21 protein-coding genes and 1 tRNA gene are annotated in these 26,771 nt (G+C 41.6%); 14 read left to right on the top strand and 8 right to left on the bottom strand.

Annotated elements, in window-relative coordinates; translation table 11 throughout:
• Positions 1–37 precede the first annotated feature (37 nt).
• Positions 38–154, top strand: coding sequence for a hypothetical protein (locus ACO1PF_RS05375; protein ID WP_423190507.1), 117 nt, complete (start codon positions 38–40; stop codon positions 152–154).
• Positions 155–521: 367 nt separating this feature from the next.
• A complete protein-coding gene (locus tag ACO1PF_RS05370; RefSeq protein WP_423190298.1) occupies positions 522–2,648 on the top strand; it encodes a heavy metal translocating P-type ATPase in 2,127 nt (708 codons plus the stop codon).
• Positions 2,649–3,379: 731 nt separating this feature from the next.
• Here the strand turns inward: ACO1PF_RS05370 and ACO1PF_RS05365 are convergent.
• Positions 3,380–4,684 carry a hydroxymethylglutaryl-CoA reductase, degradative gene (locus tag ACO1PF_RS05365; protein WP_423190297.1) on the bottom strand — a complete coding sequence of 435 codons (1,305 nt, stop codon included), beginning with the start codon at positions 4,682–4,684 and terminating at the stop codon, positions 3,380–3,382.
• Positions 4,685–4,821: 137 nt separating this feature from the next.
• Between ACO1PF_RS05365 and ACO1PF_RS05360 the strand changes: the two genes are divergently transcribed.
• The 7 genes from ACO1PF_RS05360 to ACO1PF_RS05330 all read left to right on the top strand — a co-directional run bounded on the left by ACO1PF_RS05360 (position 4,822) and on the right by ACO1PF_RS05330 (position 12,888).
• Positions 4,822–4,894: transfer RNA gene (locus ACO1PF_RS05360), tRNA-Val, on the top strand.
• Between the two features lie 1,354 nt (positions 4,895–6,248).
• Positions 6,249–6,956: a hypothetical protein gene (locus ACO1PF_RS05355; RefSeq protein WP_423190296.1), complete on the top strand. Its 708-nt coding sequence runs from the start codon at positions 6,249–6,251 to the stop codon at positions 6,954–6,956.
• Between the two features lie 423 nt (positions 6,957–7,379).
• Positions 7,380–8,363, top strand: a complete 984-nt coding sequence (locus ACO1PF_RS05350) for an aldo/keto reductase (RefSeq protein ID WP_423190295.1) — start codon at positions 7,380–7,382, stop codon at positions 8,361–8,363.
• Between the two features lie 229 nt (positions 8,364–8,592).
• Positions 8,593–10,335, top strand: coding sequence for a LytS/YhcK type 5TM receptor domain-containing protein (locus ACO1PF_RS05345; RefSeq protein WP_423190294.1), 1,743 nt, complete (start codon positions 8,593–8,595; stop codon positions 10,333–10,335).
• A gap of 3 nt (positions 10,336–10,338) precedes the next feature.
• A complete protein-coding gene (locus tag ACO1PF_RS05340; protein ID WP_423190293.1) occupies positions 10,339–11,073 on the top strand; it encodes a LytR/AlgR family response regulator transcription factor in 735 nt (244 codons plus the stop codon).
• A 132-nt stretch (positions 11,074–11,205) separates the two neighbouring features.
• Positions 11,206–12,690, top strand: coding sequence for a carbon starvation protein A (locus ACO1PF_RS05335; protein WP_423190292.1), 1,485 nt, complete (start codon positions 11,206–11,208; stop codon positions 12,688–12,690).
• 66 nt (positions 12,691–12,756) lie between these two features.
• Complete coding sequence (locus tag ACO1PF_RS05330; RefSeq protein ID WP_423190291.1) at positions 12,757–12,888, top strand: hypothetical protein; 132 nt, start codon at positions 12,757–12,759, stop codon at positions 12,886–12,888.
• Between the two features lie 418 nt (positions 12,889–13,306).
• Here ACO1PF_RS05330 and ACO1PF_RS05325 read toward each other — a convergent pair whose 3' ends face one another.
• From ACO1PF_RS05325 to ACO1PF_RS05300, 6 genes are all read right to left on the bottom strand, one after another.
• On the bottom strand, positions 13,307–14,005 hold the full coding sequence (locus ACO1PF_RS05325; RefSeq protein ID WP_423190290.1) for a helix-turn-helix transcriptional regulator: 699 nt from the start codon (positions 14,003–14,005) through the stop codon (positions 13,307–13,309).
• A gap of 714 nt (positions 14,006–14,719) precedes the next feature.
• Positions 14,720–15,523, bottom strand: a complete 804-nt coding sequence (locus ACO1PF_RS05320) for an ABC transporter ATP-binding protein (protein WP_423190289.1) — start codon at positions 15,521–15,523, stop codon at positions 14,720–14,722.
• Positions 15,523–16,431 carry an ABC transporter permease gene (locus ACO1PF_RS05315; protein WP_423190288.1) on the bottom strand — a complete coding sequence of 303 codons (909 nt, stop codon included), beginning with the start codon at positions 16,429–16,431 and terminating at the stop codon, positions 15,523–15,525. The genes ACO1PF_RS05320 and ACO1PF_RS05315 overlap by 1 nt, the downstream gene beginning before the upstream one ends.
• Positions 16,432–16,445: 14 nt before the next feature.
• Positions 16,446–17,438 (bottom strand): ABC transporter substrate-binding protein, encoded by a 993-nt coding sequence (locus ACO1PF_RS05310; protein WP_423190287.1) that lies wholly within the window; start codon positions 17,436–17,438, stop codon positions 16,446–16,448.
• Between the two features lie 446 nt (positions 17,439–17,884).
• Complete coding sequence (locus tag ACO1PF_RS05305; RefSeq protein WP_423190286.1) at positions 17,885–18,229, bottom strand: hypothetical protein; 345 nt, start codon at positions 18,227–18,229, stop codon at positions 17,885–17,887.
• A 146-nt stretch (positions 18,230–18,375) separates the two neighbouring features.
• On the bottom strand, positions 18,376–19,935 hold the full coding sequence (locus tag ACO1PF_RS05300; protein ID WP_423190285.1) for an FAD-dependent oxidoreductase: 1,560 nt from the start codon (positions 19,933–19,935) through the stop codon (positions 18,376–18,378).
• 171 nt (positions 19,936–20,106) lie between these two features.
• Here ACO1PF_RS05300 and ACO1PF_RS05295 point away from each other — a divergent pair, with 171 nt between their 5' ends.
• The 5 genes from ACO1PF_RS05295 to cysK all read left to right on the top strand — a co-directional run bounded on the left by ACO1PF_RS05295 (position 20,107) and on the right by cysK (position 25,908).
• The gene (locus ACO1PF_RS05295) at positions 20,107–20,688 is read left to right on the top strand and encodes an SOS response-associated peptidase (RefSeq protein WP_423190284.1); all 582 of its coding nucleotides are present in this window, start codon (positions 20,107–20,109) and stop codon (positions 20,686–20,688) included.
• Between the two features lie 116 nt (positions 20,689–20,804).
• A complete protein-coding gene (locus tag ACO1PF_RS05290; RefSeq protein ID WP_423190283.1) occupies positions 20,805–23,177 on the top strand; it encodes a phosphoketolase family protein in 2,373 nt (790 codons plus the stop codon).
• A 119-nt stretch (positions 23,178–23,296) separates the two neighbouring features.
• Complete coding sequence (locus ACO1PF_RS05285) at positions 23,297–24,286, top strand: ribose-phosphate diphosphokinase (protein ID WP_423190282.1); 990 nt, start codon at positions 23,297–23,299, stop codon at positions 24,284–24,286.
• A gap of 139 nt (positions 24,287–24,425) precedes the next feature.
• A complete protein-coding gene (locus ACO1PF_RS05280) occupies positions 24,426–24,845 on the top strand; it encodes an Hsp20/alpha crystallin family protein (RefSeq protein WP_423190281.1) in 420 nt (139 codons plus the stop codon).
• Positions 24,846–24,927: 82 nt separating this feature from the next.
• Positions 24,928–25,908, top strand: a complete 981-nt coding sequence (gene cysK / locus ACO1PF_RS05275) for a cysteine synthase A (RefSeq protein ID WP_423190280.1) — start codon at positions 24,928–24,930, stop codon at positions 25,906–25,908.
• A 127-nt stretch (positions 25,909–26,035) separates the two neighbouring features.
• On the opposite strand, the gene ACO1PF_RS05270 is transcribed toward cysK, so the two are convergent.
• Positions 26,036–26,734 carry a PspA/IM30 family protein gene (locus tag ACO1PF_RS05270; RefSeq protein ID WP_423190279.1) on the bottom strand — a complete coding sequence of 233 codons (699 nt, stop codon included), beginning with the start codon at positions 26,732–26,734 and terminating at the stop codon, positions 26,036–26,038.
• Positions 26,735–26,771 lie beyond the last annotated feature (37 nt).

The raw sequence follows: 26,771 nt of genomic DNA, 5'->3' as shown, positions 1-26,771 counted from the left end.
GCTGGTATTGAAATTTGGCTTGTGGTTCGAATCGGAAATGATCAATAACGATGTACCACTTTATCAAGAACATTCGGAGCGGGTGATCCATGTTCCGGGGAAATCGATGTCACCTGGACGAGATCCATTTGTTTTAGATTTTTCAAATCCGTAGATCGCGGATGTTTTATTCGATCAGATGGATGCGATTTTGACTAAAGGAAAGAACGATTACATCTAATGGGATATGAACCGTTATATCACCGAACCCTATTCACAGCTGGATCGTTAAATTGACAGCAAAAGAAGAAAGATTACCATAAAGAAAAGCTAGAACACCTGAGCGTTGGATGCATCCAATGCTCAGGTGTTTTTTAATGTTTAGAGAAAAACGGGGCATATTCAAAACGTTTGTAGAGATACGTTTGTGAACAGTATAATAGAAATAGAAGAACTTTTATTTGACAAAAATTAAAGAGAGTGTTAATTTGTATTTAACGATTACACATGTAAACGAATAAATAAACAAGGAGATGAGCGTCATGTCAGACAAACATACTGATAATCAGAATGTAAAAGAACACGACCATATGAATCAAGAAACAAAAGATAAGCATGAGGATAAGGGTCACGAAGATCATCATGGCCATGACGGCCACGGGAGCCATCAGGATCATCACGCGCATATGGTTGAAGACTTCAAGAAACGTTTTTGGGTTTCTTTGGTCATCTCTGTACCCATTGCCATTTTAGCTCCGATGCTGCAGCATTTATTCGGTTTTGACGTATCTTTTCCAGGTTCTGACTTGGTATTGTTTGCACTCGCAACGTTCGTCTTCTTTTACGGCGGGAAACCATTTTTATCAGGCTTGAAAAGAGAAGTCGTAGAGGATCATACACCGGGGATGATGACACTAATTTCTTTGGACATCACAACATCTTATGTATACAGTTCGCTAACCACTTTCTTTATTGAAGGCAGTGATTTTTATTTCGAACTCGCTACATTGATCGTCGTTATGTTGCTGGGACACTGGATCGAGATGCGTTCCCAGATGGGAGCATCCAAAGCGCTGGAAGAACTGATAAACCTTATGCCTAATGATGCCCATAAACTAGACGAGAATGGCAATACTACAGAAGTATCGGTAGAAGAATTGCATCCCGGAGATAAAATTTTAGTAAAATCCGGTGAGAAAGTTCCTTTAGACGGTGAAATTTTGGAAGGGAAATCCTCAATTGATGAATCGATGCTGACCGGTGAATCTGTCCCTGTCGAAAAAGAACCCGGAGAAGAGGTCATTGGGGGTTCTATCAACGGGGAAGGTGTCCTCACTGTAGAAGTAAGTAAAGTCGGAGAAGAGACGTATCTCTCACAAGTTGTTGAGATGGTGAAAAACGCTCAGGCGACAAAATCGCGCGCCCAGGGCTTTGCCGATACGGCTGCGAAGTGGCTCTTTTATGTCGCTCTTGTAGCGGGTTTGATTACGATGATTTATTGGATGAATGTAGCAGACTTTGAGTTTGCCTTAGCAAGAACAGTGACCGTTTTAATCATTGCCTGCCCTCATGCCTTGGGACTGGCGATGCCTTTAGTCAGTTCAGTATCAACCTCTATTGCGGCACAAAAAGGACTGCTTATAAGAAACCGTACGCAGTTTGAAATGGCTCGTAATATTGATAAAATTGTCTTTGACAAAACCGGGACTTTAACTGAAGGAAACTTTGGTGTCGATGATATCATTCCAGAAGATGGCACGTCAGAAGAAGACGTACTTCAACTTGCCTATTCCGTCGAAAGTCAATCGGATCACCCGATCGCTAAAGGCATTGTACGTGCCGGGGAAGAGAAAAAAGTTCAGCGTCTGGGCGTGACAGATTACAACAACTTGACGGGTAAAGGACTGGAAGCAAAAATCGATTCGGATACTGTATCCATTTTAAGCCCGGGAGCGATGAAAGCAGAAGAGATTTCTTTTGACGAGGAGCGCTACAATGACTTGTCGCAACAGGGGAAAACAGTCGTATTTGTGCTGAAAAACCACAAACTGCAAGGCATGATCGCTTTAAGTGATATCATCAGAGAATCCTCTTATAAAGTAATCAGAGAACTAACGGATATGGGAATCGATACGGTAATGATCACCGGTGACAACCAGCGAGTCGCTGATGGGGTAGGGAAAGAACTGGGCTTAACTGAAGTGATTGCTGAAGTTTTGCCGGATCAGAAATCAGAACACATTAAACGTCTTCAAGAAGATGGCACGAAACAAGTAGCCATGGTCGGTGACGGAATCAATGACGCACCTGCTCTTGCAGCAGCTGACATTGGTATTGCGATCGGTGCTGGAACGGATGTAGCGATTGAAACCGCTGATGTTATCCTGGTAAATAGTAATCCGAGAGACGTACTGAACGTTTTGAAACTCTCCAAAGCCACACACCGTAAAAACATTCAGAACTTATGGTGGGCAGCGGGGTATAATATTATAGCGATACCTTTAGCGGCTGGTATTCTGTACAATCAAGGAATCGTTGTGACACCTGCTATCGGAGCAGCTGTCATGTCGTTGAGTACGGTCATCGTAGCCATCAACGCACGCTTGCTTAGCGTGGATGATGAAACAGAAGAATCAAAAGACATGAAACCTGCGACCGAAACTAGGTAAACGATAAAAAAAGCACGGGGGTTATGAGGGATCACTTCATTGTGATCCCTAAAACCACCGTGCTTTTTTGTAGTATAGGAAAGTATAGAATTTAGGGTTTAATACTGACTTTAGTTTCAGTGTTTACTAGATTTTATCGACTTCACAACAAGGGTTGATCATAGTTATTAATTACTAAAAATAAAATCAGAACATACTCGCTTCTGGGCGAGTATGAACATGATAAAATCCCTTTTGGTGTTGTAATGGTTGTAAGCTGGTTATTTAAGTACCAACTCGGTGGTGTTTGCTCCCGACTTGACACAAAGGTTCTTTTTAGTGACCACTCACGGCAGGTCGCAGTGGGGTGGTCACTTATGATAGCGATTAGTGACCGCTCATGATAGCTCATCTCCTGAGTGGCCACTAAAGTCTCTCATTAATAACCAGTCAACTAGTCATTTGATTTGAGCAGGAACTACAGTGCCCTTTTAGTACCTGCTCAAAAACAAATAGCATTTGAGTGATAGGTAAAGCTGGTTTAAGTGACAACCCAAAAAAATAACCATCTGACAAGGTCCTATAAACTGATATAGTGCCCACCCGTCAAGTTTTATATTTTTCAGTAGTCACTATATAAATCACTTGTGCCAACTGATTAATCCCCGACGAACCAGTAGGCTTTAATAGTGTAATATAATCAAATTAAAGAGGAGGACCCTTGTGTAAAAGGTCCTCCTCTTTAATTCAGTTTATTTATCAAATTCTTCTAAGAGATTCAATAGAATGTTTTTGGCTCGCTGCAGATTCTTATGTTTGGAATGCTTGAGTATATCGGCTACCTGCTGGACGTGATCGCCTTTGGCTCCGGCACTAATGGCTAAGGAGCGGGCGTGCAGTCCCATGTGTCCGGTTTGAATGCCTTCAGTGACTAACGCGCGGACAGCCGCAAAGTTTTGAGCGAGTCCGACTGAGACTATGATTCGTTCGAGTGTGTGTGCATTCGGATGATTCATAATAGAATGCGCTAACTGAGCGCCCGGATGAATGGAAATGGCTCCACCAACCGTTCCTACTGGAAGAGGGAGGGTGAGCTCGCCGACTAAATCGCCCGTATCATTTTTCTGCCAAGTGGTCAGTGAACGATACTGTCCTGAGCGGCTGGCATAAGCATGGACACCCGCTTCAATGGCTCGCCAGTCATTACCAGAAGCTAAAACGACGGCATCGACACCGTTCATGATACCTTTGTTATGTGTGACTGCCCGGTAGGGATCGATCGTTGCCACTTGTGTTGCTTCGATGATGCGGTCTCTGACCTCTTCGCCGGAAAAAGTTGCTGTTTTCAGTTTGTTCGTTGGAATAACGCATGTCGCTGTAGCCAAACACTCCGTGGCGTAGTTGGTTAAAATACGCAGCAAGGCGGTCCCGCCGGTCAATTCTTCAATATACGGTGAAATACCTTCCATCATGGTATTCACGATGTTTGCACCCATCGCTTCCTGTGTGTCGATATGGATATGCACAGATAGAAACGTGGGAATACCGCTGTCTGAATCATCCTTTAGTATACGGACTTCCAAGTCTCTAGCCCCGCCTCCGCGTTTGACGATCGAAGGATAGGCTTCATTCGCTCGGCTGAGAATGTCCTGCTTTGCAGTCTCTATTTTCCTAGAAGCCTCTTCAAAATTAGCTATATTTTTCAAAGTGACCTGACCGATCATCCGTCTCTGGGTGACTTCTGTATTAAATCCGCCAGCTGAACCGATTATTTTAGCCGCGAAACTGGATGCAGCGATAACAGACGGTTCTTCTATGGCCATGGGCACGACCATTTCTTCCGCATCGATCACGTAATTCATCGCGACACCCAGAGGCATTGAATAATTACCGATATAGTTTTCAATCAAATGATTGCCTGTCTCGGAATCGAGTTCCAACGTGCGATTCAAGAGGGTTTCTTTTTCTTTTTTAGAAATCACACCGGCTAAATATAAAGCTTCGATTTTGTCAGTGTGTTTTTTTTTATAAAATTTAGTTAAATGCGTCGTGTCCATCGTATCTGTCCTTCCTTATTCTCTCCCTTCCATTATGAACGATTCAGGGAAAAAAGAAAAGAGAGAGTCTATCTGTTTTAAAAAAGGTTTACAAAAGGTTTTTATTCTTGTATAATCATAAAGGTACAGCCCATTAAGGTTCCTTAGCTCAGTTGGGAGAGCACTACCTCGACAAGGTAGGGGTCGCTGGTTCGAGCCCAGTAGGGACCATCATATTTTTATTATAAGCCTTACAAACGTTGATTTGACAGTAATTACACAACGTTTTGTAGGCTTATTTTCTTTTACACTTGCATGATAACGAACGTTCACGTATTTGGTTGATTAAAAATAAGTTGATACGATATAATATATATCAAGTACAACCGTTGAAGAAACAACGTTAAAAGTGTGGGTTTTTATATGTGTGATTGAGAGAGGGCTAATTTGATATGCTCTCTCTTTTTTGCCTTATCCATCTTTGGCTTCGGCTAGTCATGAGACTTTCCCCAGAACTCAAAAGTAATCCCCATAAACTACAATAGCTATTACTTAAAAAAGAGTAACAGCTAACACGCTGCATCGTAACAGGCTTACAACGCTTAAATATGACTTTAATTTGAGTATCCATATTAGACCGCCCTAATATTAGGGACATGTTGTAAAAGTATTCTTATCGATAAAAATCCCCTCAGTTTTGAGGAGATGGGTCGAATTTTCGGCCGATGTATATATCAGACCGATAACAAAGAGGGTTGCCGAAAATTGGGCAGACCCTCTAAAAACCGATACTTGAGTTTGATTTTTCAAACAAGAAGCCTTGCGCAGAATTACGCAGACCTTCTAAAGTGTGATCTAATACCGTTCCCGAGGTTTTATAATTGCAGTTACACTTGCATATTGTCCATGCATACATGATTTATGCTTATTATCTTCATTAGATAAGTGAAATAGTTTATTCTATTATATATGTGAGTATTTGACATACATTGATAGTGGCTAAAACGGTGCAGTTAATACCCGTAGGAACCATCATATATCTATGGAAAAGTGTTATAAACGTTGGCATGACAATTGTCTGCGAAGTTTATACGGCTTTTTTTATTCAAAAAGGTAATAGATGCCGTTCTAAGATACAAAGATACACATTGTTGATTGTTTGTCTGAATGACCCAGGCAAGAATGTCCATTTTTTAAAAATTGCACTCGATTCAAAAGTATACTAAGAATTTATATAAAAAAAAGATCCCCTAAAGTAGTGTCACTTTTTTTAGTGTCTACTTTAGAGGGAGCGTATCATAAATATGCATAAGCGTTACCATTTAAACAAAACTACAATGGTAATAGCCACACTGTTAGGTCAGAGTAATGAAGATTTTTTTTATAAAGTATTTAAAGAAACAAATGACGAATATGTAAAAAAATAATAAATCAAGAATCTATAGAGTTAAGTTATAAAGGTAAAATGAAGAAGACTATCTCAATTATGAGAGGACTTTATACTTTTTACAAAAAATTTCATATTTAAAATTTTAAATAAAAATGTTATGCTTTAACAATGTATATATATATTGGAGGAGAAGAAATGGAAAATTTGTCAATGATAATACTTATTATCAGTATAATTAGTGTAGTTTATTTTTGGAGAAAGGATAAGAAAAAAAGAAATATATCTGCTCTCATTGCACTATTTTCCTTTATCGTTTTTGGTGTAGTTACAGACGGAGCAGACGATACTGAAGAGAATACTGTTATAGAAAATGAAACAGAAGAGCAGGCAGTTACCGATGAATATAATTATGAAATAGCAGAAGAAGAATTAACTGAATTAGGAAGCTTTAATCGTCTAGAGTTAAGAGTTACAACTTCGGATCAACTTGATAAAAGCCAGATTGAACAACTTTTAAATGAACTTGAATCTGAAGTAGAGAATGAATATGATGATTACGATTTAGAACAAGACCAACTATACATATTCTTATATGAGAATGAAATAATTACAGACAATATGTATTCATTAGGTAGATTAATGCGAACTGAAGCAGATACTGAAATAGACGCTAGGCAAAAAGATTGGGAGAAACAGCCTAGTGAACACGAATATGAGTTGTATGTAAAATTTATGGATAAGGCAATGGAATTGGAAGAGAAAGCAATAGAAGAAGATTCTGATTCTTTTGCTGAAGATGATGAAATTATAGAAGCAGTAGCATTAGATGAGGATGTAGATGAAGATACCATTTCAGAAAGCATTCAAAAAGTAAATGAATTTATAATGATGAATATAGAATAAGTCATTATTCAAAAAAATATAAGACTGCCTCTATTATTGACACTCCTTTGTCCTTGCGGGGATTGTCAATAATTTTTATATTAATTGTTATTGGTTAGTACGAAAAGTTTGTTTGTCTTTGATAAATCAATGGTTTTAGCACTGTTTCCGACTAGGGAAACAGGCCTATTCTAAACCAGTAGGGACCATACTATAATAAGCTTGTCACTGTTGATTAACCTCAATAGTGATAAGCTTATTTTTTTTGGCGGTGTATGTCCTTCGAGTCTGTTAAATATCTTATTACCTGTCAATACACAAATGATATCGGATACAACATTGTTGAGTTAAAAATTTAATAGTGATACGATTAAAGGGCTAAGAAAAAAAGGTATGGATCAAGATTTTGAAGGCAGTTAGATATTAAGAGGAGGAAAAGATTGTATGGATTATACTAATTTAGGACGAACAGGATTGAAAGTCAGTAAGCTTTGTTTAGGAACAATGAACTTCGGTCCTTATACGAGTGAAAAAGATGCCTTTGCCATAATGGACAGAGCACTGGATGCAGGGATCAACTTCTTTGATACAGCAAATGTTTACGGTGGTAAGGGTCAAAGAGGACAAACAGAAGAAATCATTGGTCGCTGGTTTGCACAGGGAGGCGGCCGGCGAGAAAAAGTCGTTTTGGCGACTAAAGTCTATGGTGGTATGGAAGATGAAACCGATGGACCAAATCAGGAACGCGGACTTTCTGCTTACAAAATCCGCAGACATTTGGAAGGGTCCTTAAAACGTCTGCAGACGGACCATGTTGAGTTGTATCAAATGCATCATATTGAACGCCACGCACCGTGGGAAGAAATATGGGGTGTGTTTGAATCGTTAGTGGACCAAGGTAAGGCATACTATATTGGATCAAGTAATTTTGCTGGTTTCCACCTTGTTCTTGCTCAAGCTGCCGCAGAGAAACGGAATTTTCTTGGACTGGTATCTGAACAGCACAAATATAATTTGTTATGCCGACTTCCAGAATTGGAAGTACTTCCAGCTGCCAAAGAGTTGGGTATCGGAGTCATTCCCTGGAGTCCATTAGGCGGAGGCTTGCTGAGTGGGAAGATTCTTGATCCAGATCCTGGTTCCAGAAGTGAAGAGCGGGCAGCTAATCTTTCTGATCAGGAACGTCACCAATTAGAGGATTTTTCCAAGCTATGTAAAGAACTGGGTGAATCTGAACCGAACGTCGCTTTGGCTTGGCTGTTAGCTAATCCGGCTGTGACAGCGCCTATTATCGGACCGAGAACTATGGACCAATTGGAGCAGGCACTCAAGGCTCTTGAAATCAACCTTACAGAGGATGTTATGCAGAAACTGGACAAAATTTTCCCTGGCCCGGGCGGTCATGCTCCGGAAGCCTATGCATGGTAAGGTGTGCCAAATAAATATTTTTTTATTACTATAAGTAATACTGACGGGTAAGAAATTGCTGGTTTGATCACGGTTAATCCCTTTATAAAATAAGCTTGTCACTGTTGATTCATCTCAATAGTGATAGGCTTATTTTTTATTAGTAACGTTTACGCAATTCTTATTCACTTTTTATATTTCGATTGTGTTAGTATGAATGTATTATTTGTTCTGAAAGAAGGAGGATTACATGGCTACTTTATTCATACTGATGCTTGAACGTGTGGGGTTAATCATTGTTTTAGCCTATTTGCTCTTAAATATTCCTTATTTCAAAAGGGTACTGATGAAGAGAGAACGATGGAGCAGTAAAGTACAGCTTATAGCCATATTCAGTTTGTTTGCTTTCATATCAAATTATACGGGTGTTGAAATAGGAGAAGACCAGCAGATCATCAATCAATTATTTACAACCCTCGATGCCGACTCTTCTCTGGCAAATACACGTGTTTTAACGATCGGTATTTCCGGGTTGATCGGCGGTTCTCCAGTGGGAATCGCAGTAGGTCTGATATCAGGAATCATCCGTTATCTTCAAGGGGGGAGTGGTCCTCATATCTATTTGATTTCTTCAACCTTGATTGGTATATTCTCCGGATTGTTTGGAGATCGATTTATCGGAAAAGGAATGTTTCCCAGGCCCGTGGATGGTATATTCATTGGTACGTTGACGGAGCTCGTTCAAATGGTAAGCATCTTGATTTTAAGTACAAATACCCAGGAAGCTTACCAGCTGGTCCAGCTCATTGCCCTGCCGATGATCATGACAAATAGTATCGGTATGGCGCTCTTTTTATCGATCATTCGCTCTTTTGATAAGCTCGAACAAGAAACGCGTGCGGTACAGACGCATGCCGTGCTGGAACTGGCTGAAGCAACCTTGCCTTATTTCCGTTCAGGTTTGAATGAAGATTCTTCCTCTAAAGCAGCGCGCATTATTCACGAAACGATGAAAGTATCGGCAGTCAGCATTACGGACAAAGACACGATCATGGCCCATGTCGGAGCTGCGAGCGATCATCACAAACCGCCCCATTCCATTGTGACCGATCTGTCAAAAGAAGTCATTGCTACGGGAATGTTAAAAGAAGCAAGATCCCGCGAAGAGATTGGCTGTCATGTTGAAGGATGCCCCTTGGAAGCGGCGCTCGTCATCCCTTTAAAAGTCCGAAATGAAGTGCGTGGGACACTGAAGTTTTATTTTACTGACAAAAATAAATTGACCTATGTAGAGAGGCAGTTGGCAGAAGGACTGGGAAAAATCTTTTCGAGTCAGCTGGAATTTGGAGAATTAGAAATGCAGAAACGACTGATGCAGGACGCAGAAATCAAGTCACTGCAGGCTCAGGTAAATCCGCATTTCTTCTTCAATGCCTTAAACACGATCTCTGCACTGATTCGCATTGATAGTGAAAAGGCCCGGGATCTTCTCTATCAATTGAGTGCTTTTTTTCGATCAAATTTACAAGGCGTTCGTCAGAATCTAATAACGACAGGAAAAGAGCTTCAGCAAGTGGATGCTTACTTGAGTTTGGAACAGGCACGTTTCCCTGATCGTTACCGTGTGACAAAAAATATAGATGAAGACTTGCTCGATTATGCTATTCCTCCTTTTATGATACAGATCCTCGTTGAGAATGCTATCAAACATGCGTTTGTTGGGAAAAAAGAAGATAATGAAGTCGTTATCAGCATAACCGAAGAAGCTGATTATTTATGTGTTGAAGTCAAAGACAACGGTATTGGGGTCGATCCAGATATTCTGAAAGATTTAGGAAAAAGAGAGATCCAATCGTCAGAAGGAACAGGCTCTGCTATCGAAAATCTGAATAGACGATTGATCAGCCTATTTGGAGAGGTTGCCGAGCTCAATTTTCAAACGAGTGATGAAGGGACAAGCGTCGTCAGTCATATACCAAAAAGGAGAGACTAAGCGATGAATGTATTGATAGTTGAAGACGAATACCTTGCACGAGCAGAGTTAAGTCATCTGATAAAGAAGCATGAAAAAGTGAAGGCTGTTTTCGAAGCTGAATCAATTGAAGAAGCATTCAAAGCGCTGCTCTCAAATCAGGTGGGGATCATTTTTATAGACATTCATTTAACCGATGAAAGCGGAATGACCCTGGCTGAACAAATCAAGAAAATGGAAAATCCACCCGTGATTATTTTTGCAACTGCGTATGATCATTATGCTGTGGAAGCATTTGAGAAGAACGCCAGAGACTACATTCTGAAGCCCTTTGAAGAAAAACGAGTCCTCCAGGCGTTGAAGCGCGCGTTTGATTCTATCGAGGAGGTATCAGAGTCTCCCGCGAAAGAAAAAGTGGTGGAACATGCTTCGATAGAAAAAATACCGGTACAGACGGAGGACCGCATATACATGTTCTCAAGACAGGATTTGCTATTGATAGAAGCAATACAAGGTAAAACAGTTGTTTATACGAAAGATAATAAATTGGAAACGCGTGAAACACTTCAGTCGTGGCAGGAAAAGCTGGAACCTTATTCCTTTATGCGGATTCATCGATCATACGTGGTCAACTTAAAAGCTATAACGGAGGTAGAACCATGGTTCAATCATACGTATAAGTTGACGCTTAATAATTCTTTAACGTTGCCGGTAAGTCGGTCATACATCAACAGCTTTCGTGAACGATTCGGTTTATAAGGTTTTTCATCTGTTTATTAATGCAAGTCATCACTGAAAAAGTGCATTTCATCCCGAAATGCACTTTTTTTCTATGTTTTTCTATACACTGTGAGTAACTATAACGCTTACAAAAAATGGAGGAACAAAACAATGATGACATTAATTGGTGGTATCTTACTATTGATTCTCGGCTATTTCACTTATGGTCGATATATAGAAAAGAATTTTTCGATCGAGCCGGATCGGCCGACGCCGGCGGAAACACTTCGAGATGGGTATGACTTTGTACCGATGCCCAAGTGGAAGAATGCAATCATTCAACTGTTGAACATCGCAGGAACAGGACCGATATTCGGACCCATCATGGGAGCCTTGTATGGTCCGATCGCTTATCTATGGATCATCATCGGGGCCATCTTTGCCGGAGCCGTTCATGACTATATGATCGGAATGATTTCTCTGAGAAACGGCGGGGCTCATTTACCTGAACTGGCGAGTAAATATTTAGGAAAACCCTTGAAACACGTGGTAAATATCTTCGCAATGCTATTATTGTTGCTGGTCGGAACAGTGTTTGTTACGTCACCGGCTAATTTGATTTTATACTTTACGCCGAGTTGGATGACGGTAGGTATGATTACGGCATTAATATTCATTTACTTTATTATTTCAACTGTTTTACCTATAGATAAAGCTTTAGGTAAAATCTACCCTATCTTCGGGGCTATTTTGATCATCAGTACGGTCGCTATCGGTATAAGCTTGATGACCGGTGGACATACGTTACCCAACCTGAATGCTAGTTCATTAACCAATATACATCCGGATGGGACACCTATTTTCCCAATTATTTTCTTCACCATATCCTGTGGTGCAATCTCAGGGTTCCATGCAACACAGGCACCCATGGTTTCACGCACGAGTACAAACGAAAGAGAAGGACGTTTTGTTTTCTACGGTATGATGATTGCAGAAGGGGTCATTGCGATGATTTGGGCAGCGGCATCCATGGCACTGTTTGACGGTCAGACATTGAGTCAGATGATCGCGGCGGGAACACCATCGGCTGTTGTGAATCAGGTTTCTATCTTACTGTTAGGTAATGTCATGGGAACTATCGCTATCATCGGCGTTATCGTATTACCTTTATCTTCAGGCTTGTCAGCCTTTAGAAGTTTGCGTACGATTCTGGCAGAGTATCTAAATATTAAACAAGATACGGTGAAAAAAATTCTAATGGTCACTTTACCGCTTTATGCGATTTCCTTCGTATTGACTCAAGTAGATTTCAATCTGCTCTGGCGTTACTTTAACTGGGCAAACCAGGTTACAGCGGTTATTTCACTACTCGTATCAACGCGTTATCTGTACCTTAAAGATAAAAATTATCTGGTCACATTCGTTCCAGCGATTTTCATGCTGTACGCTGTCGTTGTGTATATTGTCAGTCAGCCAATCGGTTTAGGTCTTGAACTAGGATTAGTGACACACGTAATTTCCTCTATTGTGTCAGTGGGACTACTCGTATTGTTCTGGAATTCCGGAAAAAAACAAAAAGAAGATCTCTTACCCGATTCCCGTTTACTGAACGATCACTTAATTTATCCTGCGCCAATTCCTGCGGGGGCAAATTGATTAAACATATATAAACCGCCTTACCATTATAGTCGTTCAGACTTGATGGTAAGGCGGTTTTTAATAATGAACAAAGGTAGAGTGATCGAACAAGGAAGGACAAAAGAGATTTTCAGCAATCCCAAAGAAGACTACACCAAAAATCTGCTGGCAGCGATTCCGAATCTTCATGAAGAAAAGACAGAAGCCGCTGTATAAAAATTAATAAAAATTTATTCAGGCACACAAGAAAAAACCCTTGAAGTCAGTGGCTTGTCCAAACATTTTCCTTTGGGAAGAAAAGCGACTTTAAAAGCGGTAGACGATTATAATTTTGAGATTTACAGAGCAGAAACATTAGGCCTGATCGGCTATTCCGGTTCCTGATCCTCACTATGAAGCAAAAGGTGGACATGTTTCAGCTGACGAGGAAGAAGAAATTTCTATTGAAGGGCAAGTACTGACAGAAATATGACCGAATTATTGGGTGCTTCAATAATTAAACAAACATATTATTAAGAGAGCAATAGCATTGTGTCATATTGACCACAAGCTATTGCTCTTTTTATATTGTGACTAAACATTTATGAAAATAGACAATCATTGTTTGTTGACTTCATTTATGTTGGTATGAGTATCATTCATTATTAAAATGATCTGCTATCCAGAACAAACTATCATGAGAAGCTTCAGACAAAACTTGGTAGTACTCGGTACCGTTAGAATCTCTGATGATTGTATCACTTAACTTTTCGTACTCTTGACTGAAACCATGAGCGGTAACGATATACGTATTTTCATCTACTTCTATGCGCAGATCATCATAATCATTTACTTCGTGGTTCTCAGCGGCTGTCTCTCCGGTTCTATAGTGATAGTAAACAGCTACACTGTTTCTATCGAATGAGAGCACAGATTGATTTATGTTATGAGTAGGATCAAAGCTCAATTGCCAAGTAGAGGAATGTAAGTTACTGGGACTCAGACCCAATTCATTTGTTTGAGTTGTCTGCTGTTCTCTTATGAAATAGAACAAGCTGAAACTACTTACGGCAGTTAGTAAAAAAATTAATACGACGTTCAGGATTTTTCTTCGCTCACTTTGCTTGACCTTCTTAGTAATATCTTCCACCATAGTCGAGTCATCTTTTAATAAATCATCCAGCGGGATTTTATATAGTTCACTAATTGCGACAAGCACATCTAAGTCAGGATATGTACGTCCAACTTCCCAGCTGGAAATAGTTTGTCTTGAAACATGCAAGATCTCAGCCAGTTCTTTTTGGGTGAGATTTACTTCTTGTCTTTTCTCCTTTAATTTTCCCCCTATTTTCATCGTCTCGCCTCCATAAATCAATATTACCAGAATCCATACTGATTAACCTAGCTACATTTTGTATATTAAGGAAAAAGCCTGATATAATAGGCTGCTACAAAGTGTTGCGTGCCCTTCGTGGGATTGAAAGAGGTGTGAAGGTAACGGAATAGCCGAAAGCGTGCCCTTCGCGAGTTTGGAAGAGGTGTGAAGGTAACGGAATGACTGATTGCGTGCCCTTCGTGAGTTTGGAAGAGGCGTGAAGGAAACGGAATAACGGATTGCGTGCCCTTCGCGAGATGGAAAGAGATGCGAAGGGCAAGCAATAGCGGAATGCGTGCCCTTCGTGAGTTCGGAAGTGGCACGAAGGTAACGGAATAGCCGAAAGCGTGCCCTTCGTGAGTTAAGAAGAGGCGTGAAGGAAACGGAATGACTGATTGCGTGCCCTTCGTGAGTTCGGAAGTGGCACGAAGGTAACGGAATAGCGGAAAGCGTGCCCTTCGTGAGTTTGGAAGAGGTGTGAGGGTAACGGAATAGCCGAAAGCGTGCCCTTCGTGAGTTAAGAAGAGGTGTGAAGGAAACGGAATAACGGATTGCGTGCCCTTCGTGACAATGAAAGAGGTATGAAGGGCACGCTGTGACGAAAAATACTACTTACACGTTAAATCTTAATTAAAGGCAGAGATTAGATTTGAAAAATGAAAAAACACCAAGTCGGCTGACTTGGTGTTCTCATTAAGAAAGCAGTAAGGCATCTTCTGAGACGGCACTGCCGCTCTTTTGTTTAAATAACTCGAGCAGGTCGGGGACGGTAAGGTGTTTTTTTTCTTCACCGGATACATCCACAACGATATAGCCGTTGTTCATCATGATCAAACGATTACCGTACGTGATGGCCTGTTCCATGTTGTGCGTGATCATCAATGCAGTAAGTTTCTTTTCCTTGATGATCTGATCAGTTAAATCCAAGACCATCTGACTGGTTTTCGGATCCAGAGCGGCCGTGTGTTCATCCAGGAGTAACAATTTGGGTGTGACAAGCGACGCCATCAGCAAGGTGAGTGCTTGGCGTTGTCCACCAGAAAGCAGTCCCACGTCCATTTTCAAACGGTCTTCAAGTCCGAGTCCCAGTTTTTTCAACTCTTCTTTGTAAACGTCTCGTTCTTTTTTATGAATGCCTCGACCGAGTCCGCGTTTTTTCCCGCGTTTCCAGGCAATGGCTAAGTTCTCTTCAATGCTTAAGCGGGAAGCAGTTCCCATTTTAGAATCCTGGAACACGCGACTGATGTGTGACGCGCGTTTATAAGCGGACTCTTTCGTGATATCTTCACCGTCGAGCAGGATTTCTCCTTCATCAACCGGGAAACTGCCAGCGATACTGTTCAGAAAGGTAGACTTACCTGCACCGTTTCCGCCAATCACTGTAATAAAATCCCCTTCGTTCACTGTGAAATCGATGCCTTTCAGGACATGGTTTTCATTGACAGAGCCCACTTCAAAACTCTTATGAATATTTTTCAGTTCTAACGCTGCGACCATTATGATAACCCTCCTTTTTCAGATGAAACTGTAGCTTTCTTGTTTCGTTTAGTCAGACGTTCCTGAATAGCTGGAAGACGTAAGGCTAACGCTAAAAGGATGGCTGAGAAAAGTTTCAAGTCTTGCGGATCAACGTTCATTTCTAAAACGATCAATATGAGTAAGCGGTATATGACTGAACCCAAGACGACCGTCAATAAACGTTTGGCAATGGATATGTTACGGAAGAACACTTCACCGATAATGATGGAGGCCAAACCGATAACGATCGTCCCGATACCCATGCTGATATCCGCGTATCCATTGTTTTGAGCGAGTAAGGCACCGGATGTCGCAATCAGTCCATTACTTAACATGTAGCCAATGACTTTCATGAAATTGGTCCGGATACCGTTGGCTTCGCTCATCTCGTTATTGTCACCGGTAGAACGAATCGCCAGGCCCACTTCAGTATGAAAAAAGAGATGGAGCAGGATAATGACTATCCCAACTGCAATTGATCCGACGAGTAATACTGCATTGGTTTTGCTTAAACCGAAACTCTCCACTGTTCGAATGAGCGTCTCTTGTCCGAGGAGGGAGATATTGGCTTGTCCCATGACGCGTAAATTAATGGAATAAAGGCCCGTCATTGTAATGATTCCTGCAAGTAAGGCAGGGATTTTCCATTTTGTATACAAGAAGCCGGAGATGAATCCGGCTGCCATGCCCCCGAGTAGGGCAAGCAGTACGGATAACCAGGGAGCCATGCCGTTTACTATTAAACTGGTACTTATTGCCGCGCCTAGTGGAAAGCTGCCTTCTGTGGTTAAGTCAGCGACATTTAGAACGCGGAAGGTGATATAGACGCCAATGGCCATGATCGACCAGAGTAATCCTTGAGAAATGCTTGATAAAAATAAAGCCATGAAATAATCCTCCCTTAATCTTCTGAAAGTGTAATGCTGTCTGGATCGATACCTAAAGCTTCAGCCATTTCTTCATTAACGAAGAGTTCCAGATCATCAGATATTTCAACGGCAAGCGTTTCTGGTGAGGCATCGTTTTCTAAGATTTCAAGAGCCATTAACGCGGTTTGACGACCTAGGGCCTCGTAGTTGATGCCGTAAGTGGCTAAGCCACCCGCTTCGACTTGATCTGTTGATCCTGCCACCACTGGCAATTTGTATTCCATAGCGATTTCTCCCACGGTATCAGCCGTACTAGCTAAGGTGTTATCTGTTGGGATGTACAGCGCATCGACGCTTGATGCCAGACTGGTCAGGACCTGCTGGACATCATTGGTTGTTGTGACCGTCGAGACTTGAACGGAGACACCGGCTGCTTCTAATTGTTCAATGGCTAAATTGGCTTGGATTTCTGAGTTCGGCTCACTTGAGTTGTAAATGATTCCGACCGTTTGAGCATCGGGTACAATAGATAAGAGTAACTTGATCTGTTCTTCGATGGGTACCATGTCACTCGTACCGGTCAAATTGGTTCCTGGTGTTTCGTTGCTTTCGACTAACCCAGCATCGACCGGATCGGTAACTGCCGTGAATAGAATCGGCTTGTCCTGTTCGGCTGTCGCCAAAGCCTGAGCAGCTGGTGTGGCAATCGCGAGCATCAAGTCATTGTTTCCGGATAATTGTTCACTCATACTCTGTAAATTTGATTGATCCCCTTGTGCGTTCATGACGTCAAAGTTGATCGATTCTCCGTCAACGTAACCGGCGTCTTCCATTTCACTGATGAAGCCGTCTTTGGCGGCTGTCAATGAATTGTGTTCCATGAATTGCAAGATACCCACATTGACCACTTCCTGCTCGCCGTTCGTACTTTCTCCACTGTCTTCAGAACCACAAGCTGCTAAAGTCAATCCCACTAAACTGGTAGCTACAATACTCATGGCTTTCTTTGTCATTGATGTTTTCATCTTTTTTCCCCCTATGATTTTCTTGTCTTCATAAATATAAAAAACACCTATTTAGATGAAATAATCTAAATAGGCGCCCTCAAAAGTTATGGGTATGTTGACCACTTAGATTATTTCATCTATGTGGCCAAATTTGATCAACTCAAATTTCTTTAGCCATCACAGATACAAAATCAGTTTTATACTGATGTTTGTATCCATGATGTCAGTCATGTCTACAAACCATATCTAAAGTAGCTAAAGTAAAAGTTATTTAGTTGTGTGGTTTGAATGTTCGTTGTTAACATGATTGTCACTCCTATAAAAGTTGATGTCCCTAGAATACGAAATAAATGAGAACAAGTCAAGAGAAAAATTAGAATTTTTTAATTTTACGTTATTTTGTTCACATTTAGAAACATTTAAGGTCAGGAAATGACTCGAAAGTTTTTTGAATAAATTATGTATCAGCTAACGAAATGAGTGTTCTTTGCTTTCCAGTCTTCCAGTTTGATGTTGACCCAAAAAGCGTAAATACCCAAAGTAATAATCGTCAGTGCCCACCATTTGATCCAGTTCCCGAATAGACCGACAGCTGATCCGGAAAAATTCATGCGTCTGCCGTCGATAACAGTATGATTGATTTTCCAAGCAAAAAGCCGACATATTACCCAGGGATATAAAAGACCCAAGGACAATACCGTGATGATACCACCGAATAAAGACCAGAAAATAAGTTCAAATAACCCTCCATCAAAGAATGACGATCTTCCATACTTTTGTTCTAAACCTAATCGAGCAGTTGTATCCATATTTTTCCTCCTTTAAAATATTCTTCAATAAATATATATTAACAATAAAGGATTAAACGTAATTATCAATAGGAGTTTACCATATTGAAAAAAAGTGTGTCTTTTGATGATAAAACACCAAGAGACACACTTTTTTTATCAATTATCTACTTTTCGTCATTTAAACCATCAAGTTTCTTCAACGGTTTTACTGCAGGTCCATTGAGGACTTTACCAGAATAGGAGAAGCGGGAACCGTGGCAGGAGCAGTCCCATGAACGTTCGGCATCGTTCCATTTCAAACCACAGCCCATATGAGTACAGGTTGTTTTAACGAGATGGACGTCTCCCTGTTTATCTCGGTAGCCGCCTGTTTTTTTGCCGTCCACAGAAACGAGTCCACCTTGATCTGGTTCTAAGTCATCTACCGTTTTATCCGGACGTTTCAGTTTAGTCGCGACGAAATCTTTACCTACAGCGGTATTCTTTTTTGAAAACCGTTCTAAATCTTTAGTTTTCAATTTATTCCGGGTCGGATCGAATAGTTCTTTGTATACATTCTCGTTGCCGAGTATGATATCCGTCAGCAACAGTCCGGAGAATGCCCCGATCGCCATACCCCATTTGTTGAACCCAGTGGCCACAAGTACATTTTTCGAAGACTGAGTCATCTGACCGATATAAGGAACCTTGTCCAGCGTCGTCATGTCTTGAGCTGACCAGTGATATGGAACACTTTCCAACTCAAACCATTCCTTACCAAAGCGTTCCAGATTTTCATAATGCACCTGAGTAGGTGGATTACTTTTACCCGTTTTGTGACTTTCACCACCGATCAGTAACAAATCTTCACCGTTTTCTGACCGGATAGATCGCAGAGACCGTTTTGGCGACTCCGCGCTTATATACATCCCTTTAGGAAGTGTCGCGTTGATTTTAGCGGCGATGGCATACGAGCGTTCGACGGATAATTTCGTAAAGTAAAGTCCGTCAAAATCATTAAAGGGGTAGTGGGTAGCAATCACGATATTATCGTAATACAGCTTGGCACCCGTATCCATTTCGACATAATTATCCTTTTTAAAGAGTTTCACCGCACGTGTGTCGTCATAAAGATTTCCGCCGAGTCGTTCGATTTCTTCTAGCAGACCAGTCAGGTATTTCACCGGATGAAACTGGGCCTGGTTCGGCATGGTCAAAGCGGCATCTGTTTCAAAGGGAAGATCATCCAGTTGACCCAAAGTGAGTTTCCCAATTATTCCTAGTTCTTCATAAGCGCGTGCTTCTCTTTCGATCTGTTTCCGTCCTTTTTCACTCGAAGCAAAAACGACCGCTTCTTTTTCTTCGAAGTCACAGTCAATGGCTAATTCTTTTGAAGTATCTCTGATGAAGTCGAGTCCGTCACGATTCGCTTCATAATACATTCGAGCTTTTTCTTTATCGAATGTCTGCATCAATTCATGATAAATAAGTCCGTGCTGAGCAGAAATTTTGGCGGTCGTGTTGCCAGTCACACCCGAGATGAATTCTTTTGCTTCAACGAGCGTCACATTTTTACCTGCTTTCAACAAGAGATAAGCAGTGATGATACCGACCATTCCGCCACCTATTACAGAGACTTCTGTCGTTTCGTCTTGATTCAAGGAAGTGAAGTGGGGTGTCTGATGTGAATGCCAGTAAGATTTTGGGAACTGTGAAAGGTGATGATCAGTTATTATTTTAACCATGAGGGTCCTCCTTAAAGAGTTAAATCCAATACCGATACCTATTTTTCTTGAGTATAGCACGGTTTATTTTATAAATAAAAAGATACCCTTGTGACGGTTAAATGAGTTTGTATGAGTCGCGATTTCAGGTTCGTTTTGATACGATAAAGGGGACAAAAAGGAGTGAGTGAGATGTGCGGAAGATACGGATTAACTGTTTCATTTAAGGAATTAGAGGAACGCTACGATCTTTTAGATGACGAGTATTCATTTGAAGAGAACGAAGAAATTTTTCCGACGACCAAAAATATCGTGCTGCTGCCAAACAGGCGTCTACATCTTGTTAAATGGGGATTCGAGCCGAACTTCGCCAAGCGGCCGCTGATCAATGCGCGTTCAGAAAGCGTCCTGGAGAAGAAGACCTTTAAAGAACCTTTTTCAAAAAAACGCTGCATCGTCCCGGCATCCTATTTTTTCGAGTGGCAGCCGGTCGAAGGGCAGAAGAAAAAGGACAAGAAAAAGATCACAGTCAAAGACGTGCCGATTTTTTCCATGGCCGGTATCTGCGAACGCTACACTGACGATAACGGGGAGAGTTACCTGACTTACGCCATCCTTACCACAGATGCCAACGACCAGATGCGTCCCATCCATGACCGCATGCCGGTCATTTTGAATCCTGAAGACGAACAACAGTATCTTGATTTGGAAGCTGATCCGGAAGAAGTCCAAAAGTTGTTAATGCCGACAAATAAAGAACTGGATATTCAATAGTAAAACTCTTCGAAAAAACTCGGTAGGATGTCTAAAAACCTTTCAGATCACTCTGTAGTTCAATTAAAATAAAAATCAGCAATATAAAACGGGAAATAACGAAAGGAATGGCGATTATGTCTAACGAACAAGATTATTCTTCAGCTAAATATTTAAACAAGGTGGATGCCTGGTGGCGCGCGGCGAACTACTTGTCGATCGGTCAAATCTATCTTAAAGACAACCCGCTGTTAAGACGTTCGCTTGAAGAAAAAGATGTGAAAATCAATCCGATCGGTCACTGGGGAACGGTGCCGGGACAGAACTTCGTCTATGCTCATCTGAACCGAGTAATCAATAAGTATGATTTGGATATGTTCTTCATTGAAGGACCGGGTCATGGCGGACAAGTGATGGTCTCAAATGCTTATCTAGATGGGAGTTACACTGAAATCTATCCGGACATAACGGAAGACGAAGAAGGCATGAAAAAACTGTTCAAGCAGTTCTCTTTTCCTGGAGGGATCGGCTCGCATGCGGAACCTTCTGTCCCCGGATCGCTTCATGAAGGCGGTGAACTGGGGTATGCCTTATCACATGCGACTGGAGCCGTTTTAGATTACCCAGATACGATAGCAGCTGTGACGATCGGCGACGGTGAAGCGGAGACAGGGGCACTTGCGACCTCCTGGTTTTCTAATGTTTTCATCAATCCTGTAACGGATGGGGCTGTCTTGCCTATCTTACATTTGAATGGTTATAAAATTGCGAATCCAACGATTCTGTCACGTAAATCGAATCAAGAATTAAGGCATTACTTTGACGGTTTGGGGTGGGATCCGCATTTTGTTGAAGGCGAGAATCCGGATGACATGCATTCCGAAATGGCTGAAACGATGGATGTTGTCATTGAAAAGATTCGATCGATTCAAACTGATGCTCGAGAAAAATCAACGAAGAATAGTGGCATGCCTAAGTGGCCCGTGATCATCCTGATAAGCCCCAAAGGTTGGACTGGACCGGAAGAGTGGGATGGTGAACCGGTAGAGGGAACATTTCGTGCACACCAGGTCCCGATCCCAGCGGAACAGGAAAAAATGGAATACAGTGGAGCATTGATGAACTGGATGAGATCGTATCGTCCGGAAGAATTGTTTGATGAGACTGGACGACTTAAATCTGGGATAAAGGAGATTGCTCCAAAGGATAATAAACGGATGGCACTTAATCCCATCACCAATGGCGGGAGAGACCGAAAACCTTTGAAACTGCCAGACTGGCGAAAGTACAGCCTGGATATCAAAACACCCGGTTCAGAAAGAGAGAAGGATATGTCAGAATTCGGAAAATTTGCACGGGATATCGTGGATGCTAATCTGGACAACTTCCGTATTATGAGCACCGATGAACTGAAATCGAATAAACTGGATGCCGTCCTTCAAACGACGAACCGTCAATGGATGGAAGACATTGAGGACCCTGAAGACGAAGCTCAGTCGCCTAGCGGGCGTGTCATTGATTCCCAGCTGTCTGAGCATCAGGCAGAAGGCTGGATGGAAGGTTATACATTAACCGGACGTCACGGCTTCTTTGTCAGTTACGAAGGTTTCCTGCGCATCGTTGATTCAATGATCACCCAGCACTTCAAATGGCTGCGTAAAGCAGATGAACTGGAGTGGCGCAATAAATATCCGTCACTCAACATCATCGCTTCTTCAACGGTTTTCCAGCAGGACCATAACGGCTATACTCATCAAGACCCTGGACTCAGCACACATCTGGCCGAGAAGAAACTGGAGTATATTCGTGAGTACTTCCCGGCAGACGCCAATACCTTAATGGCGGTGATGAACAAAGTGTTGAAGTCTGAACAGAAAATAAACCTGATTGTTTCCAGTAAGCACCCGCGACCACAGTTCTATACGGCAACAGAAGCGGAAGAACTTGTCGAAAAAGGGTTAAAGATCATCGACTGGGCAAGTACTGTTAACGATGATGAACCGGATATCGTGATTGCCGCAGCTGGAACGGAGCCTAATCTGGAAGCTTTGGGCGCTGTCTCTATACTGCATGACGAATACCCTGAACTGAAAATTCGCTTTATCAACGTGGTGGATATTCTCAAGTTGAACAGTCCGAAAAATGACAAAAGAGGCTTGAGTGACGAGGCATTTAATGATCTATTTACGACAGATAAACCGGTTCTCTTTGCTTTCCATGGGTATGAGGGATTGCTGAAGAATTTATTCTTTGATCGTCAGAATCGAAACTTGATCCCTCATGGATACCGTGAAAATGGGGATGTGACCACGCCGTTTGATATGCGCGTCGTGAATGAATTAGACCGTTTCCATCTGGTCAAAGATGCTGCTCGGGCTCTATACGGCGACGAAGCTCGTGCTGTAGAAGAGAAAATGGATAAGTTGCTCGAAAAACATCACACTTATATCAGAGATATTGGAGATGACATGCCGGAAGTCACAAATTGGAAATGGAGAAACGTGCATTGATTGAGAGTGATCCAATATAAAAAGTTAGCCAAACTTAACGACATACCGCTTGTATTTTGTGTGCATTCTGTTTAGGATTAACTTGTAGAATAAGTAATGTTTAGTGAGTGGAGGATGCTATGAGTAATCATGAGAAAAGAAACGGTGTTAAACTCTTTGCTTTAAACTCGAACCCCAAGTTAGCTGAAGAAATTGCTGAAGTAGTAGGGATTGAATTAAGTAAAGCAAGGATCGACCGTTTTGCCGATAGAGAGATATCCGTCCATATTGATGAAAGCATCAGAGGAGACGACGTTTATTTGATTCAGTCGACCAATGATCCGAGCAACGATTATTTAATGGAATTGCTCATCATGATCGATGCGTTAAGACGTGCAAGTGCAGGGTCGATTAACGTGGTTATGCCTTATTATGGGTACGGGAGACAAGACAGAAAGCCAGGACCACGCGAAGCCATTACGGCTAAAGTGGTAGCCAACATGCTGACACATGCCGGCATTGATCGCTTGATAGCAATGGAACTTCATGCTCCCCAGATTCAGGGGTTTTTCGATATTCCAGTTGATCACTTATCCGCAACAGCTTTATTTGCCAATTACTTCTTATCAGAAGGATTAATAGGAGAAGAAACCGTAGTTGTGTCACCCGACCACGACGGTGTAAAACGCGCGCGTGAAATGGCGGAGTTGCTTGATTCACCTTTAGCCATTATTGATCGACGACTATATGAAGAAAATAGGCCAAACACGTATGATCTGGTTGGTGAAGTTGCCGGTAAGAACTGTATTTTGTTTGATGACATTCTAGATACTGCTAAAACGGTCAGCAAGTCTACCCAGTCGCTTAAAAAAGCGGGCGCAAAAGACGTTTACGTGTGTGTGACACATGCCGTCCTTTCTGGAAAAGCAGTGGAACGATTAAATAAATCCGGCGTAAAAAAGGTCGTGGTGACCAATACGATCGATCTTTCTAAAAAAACCGCAACAGATCTAATCGAACAATTAAGTGTCGCACCCATCTTTGGTGATGCGATCAAACGAATACAAAACTATGAATCCATTAAACCTCTGTTTGATATGCAATATGTAGAAAAACTGACGAAGAAGTAAATGAATCCTGATTTTGTAATACCTTTTTTTAATCCTGAAATAGCAGTCGTTTTGTTTTACCTATTATAATGAAAGCGTTAATATAAGAGAGTAGGGAAGCAACAAATCACAAGACAGATAAACGGAGAGGGGTAAAAAAATGACCAATATGTTACCTTCAAAACGAGATTTTGGAGATTTGCGCAAACTGTTTTTCGATGATCTCTTTGACGGAGCCCTTGGAGACGTTGGAAGCTTCAAGACAGACATTATAGAAGACGAGAAAGAATACACGGTGGAAGCAGAGCTGCCGGGGATGAGCAAAGAGGATATAGAACTTGATTATCACGATAATATTTTATCCATATCTGCAAAACATGAATCGGAAACGGATGAACATGATGAGGAACGGAACTATGTCAGACGCGAACGATCATCTCGCTCATTCAGTCGTCAATTTTTAATTCGTGACATCGATGAAGATGATATCTCAGCTCGCTTTGACAAAGGGATTTTGGAAGTGAAGTTACCTAAGAAAGAATCCGAACAACCAGCAACCAAACGAATCGATATTCAATAAAATCAGCTGATGGAACTAATCTCGATGGAATGTGTTTCATAAATTCTGTCGAGATTTTCTTATGTAGTAAAACTATGTTAAAATGAAAGAATTAAAAATAAACTTAAAGGAACATAAAAGGAAAGGAAGTAATTCATTGAAAATAGTAGAATCAGTAACAGAGTTGATTGGAAATACCCCCTTGCTGAAATTGAATCATGTTGTTCCAGAAGGCGCAGCTGACGTATACGCAAAATTGGAGCTGGCCAATATCGGTGGAAGTGTGAAGGACCGCATTGCTTTAAATATGATCGAAACAGCCGAAAAAGAAGGCAAGCTTAAAGAAGGCGATACGATCGTGGAAGCAACGAGCGGGAATACAGGTGTCGGTCTGGCTATGGTGGCTGCAGCTAAGGGGTATAAATCTGTATTTATCATGCCTGATACACTTAGCGTTGAACGTCGCTCACTGATGAAAGCCTACGGGGCAGAGTTGGAGTTGACACCTGGAGATAATGGGATGCCGGGCGCTATGGGTCGCGCACGCGAATTGGCTGAACAAGATGATTTCTTTATGCCCTCACAATTTACCAATCCGGCTAATCCGGCGATTCACATCGAAACGACAGGGCCGGAAATTATCGAAGCGCTGGATGGCAAGACACCGGATGCTTTTGTTGCAGGTGTAGGTACAGGAGGCACTGTGACCGGGGTAGGGAAGGCCTTGAAAATGCATGATCCCTCGACACGGATAATTGCTGTAGAACCCGATGAATCAGCTGTATTAAGTGGGCGTAAGAAAGGGAAACATAAAATCCAGGGAATAGGCGCCGGTTTTATTCCAGACATTCTGGATACCACTATCTATGATGAAATTATCACGATCACGAGTGAAGAGGCGATGGAGATGACTCGGCGATTAGCAAAAGAAGAAGGCCTGCTGACTGGCATTTCTGCTGGAGCCAACATTGCGGCTGCAATACGTGTGGCAGAAAAGTTAGGCAGTGGTAAAAAAGTAGTCACTATAGCCTGCGATACAGGTGAACGCTACTTATCTACGCCGGTGTTTTCTATAGAAGAATAAAGGTAATCAATAAATAGAAAAAGACCGCCCCCCCAAAAAGGACTGATCCTATGTCCATTTTTTTGGGGGGCGGTCTTTTGATTAGACGTAGACCTGAGTCTTGTTGGAATTGATAAATGCTCAGTGCTTATTCATCTTCAGATGAAGAAAGTCCCATGTCCTGTTTCATGCGTTCGAGTTCGTCTTCGACTGCAGCAGAACCTGTTTCTTCTGCGTATTTCTCTTCGAGTTCTTGAGCTGAATCTTTAGGCTGTTTGTTCAATTCTTCCATGGCATCAGCTTCATCTAAGCGACGAGACGCTTTATCTTCCATCCGCTCAAAGTTGCTCATGGCACCTTTAGATTTACCGAGGGAAGTATCCACTTTATTGAGTTTTTCTTGAGTATCCGCCACTGACATTTGAGCTTTGATCATCGAACGACGGTTTCTTAGTTTATCAATATCTGCTGCCAACTTATCATGCATTTGACGCATTTTTGATGCATTTTCATGCGCTTTGGCATAAGCATTAGCTAAACCAGTGCCGACATCTTCCAATTCCTGTTTTTTAGATAGGAAAACACGAGCATCAGCGTCGTTACTTGATTCCAATGCTTTTTTAGCGTAGCGTTCATATTTTGTTACTTCAGCTTCATTTTCATCCACTAAACGTTTGGCCCGTGTTTCTTCTGCCATCACGCTTGCAGTATTTTTCTTCACTTCTGCCAAATCTTCCATCATATCGCGTAAGTATTGATCGATCATTTTTTCAGGATCTTCCATACGATCAATGATTGCATTGACATTTGCACTGATGATATCTGTAAAACGGTCTAAAACTGCCATGTAAACTCCTCCTAATTATGTTTGAATATTGGTTTTT

Origin of the sequence: Alkalibacterium sp. f15, assembly GCF_049389645.1 — a bacterium.
In the GTDB taxonomy this organism is placed as follows: Bacteria; Bacillota; Bacilli; order Lactobacillales; family Carnobacteriaceae_A; genus Alkalibacterium.
This window is presented reverse-complemented; position numbering and strand designations above follow the sequence as displayed.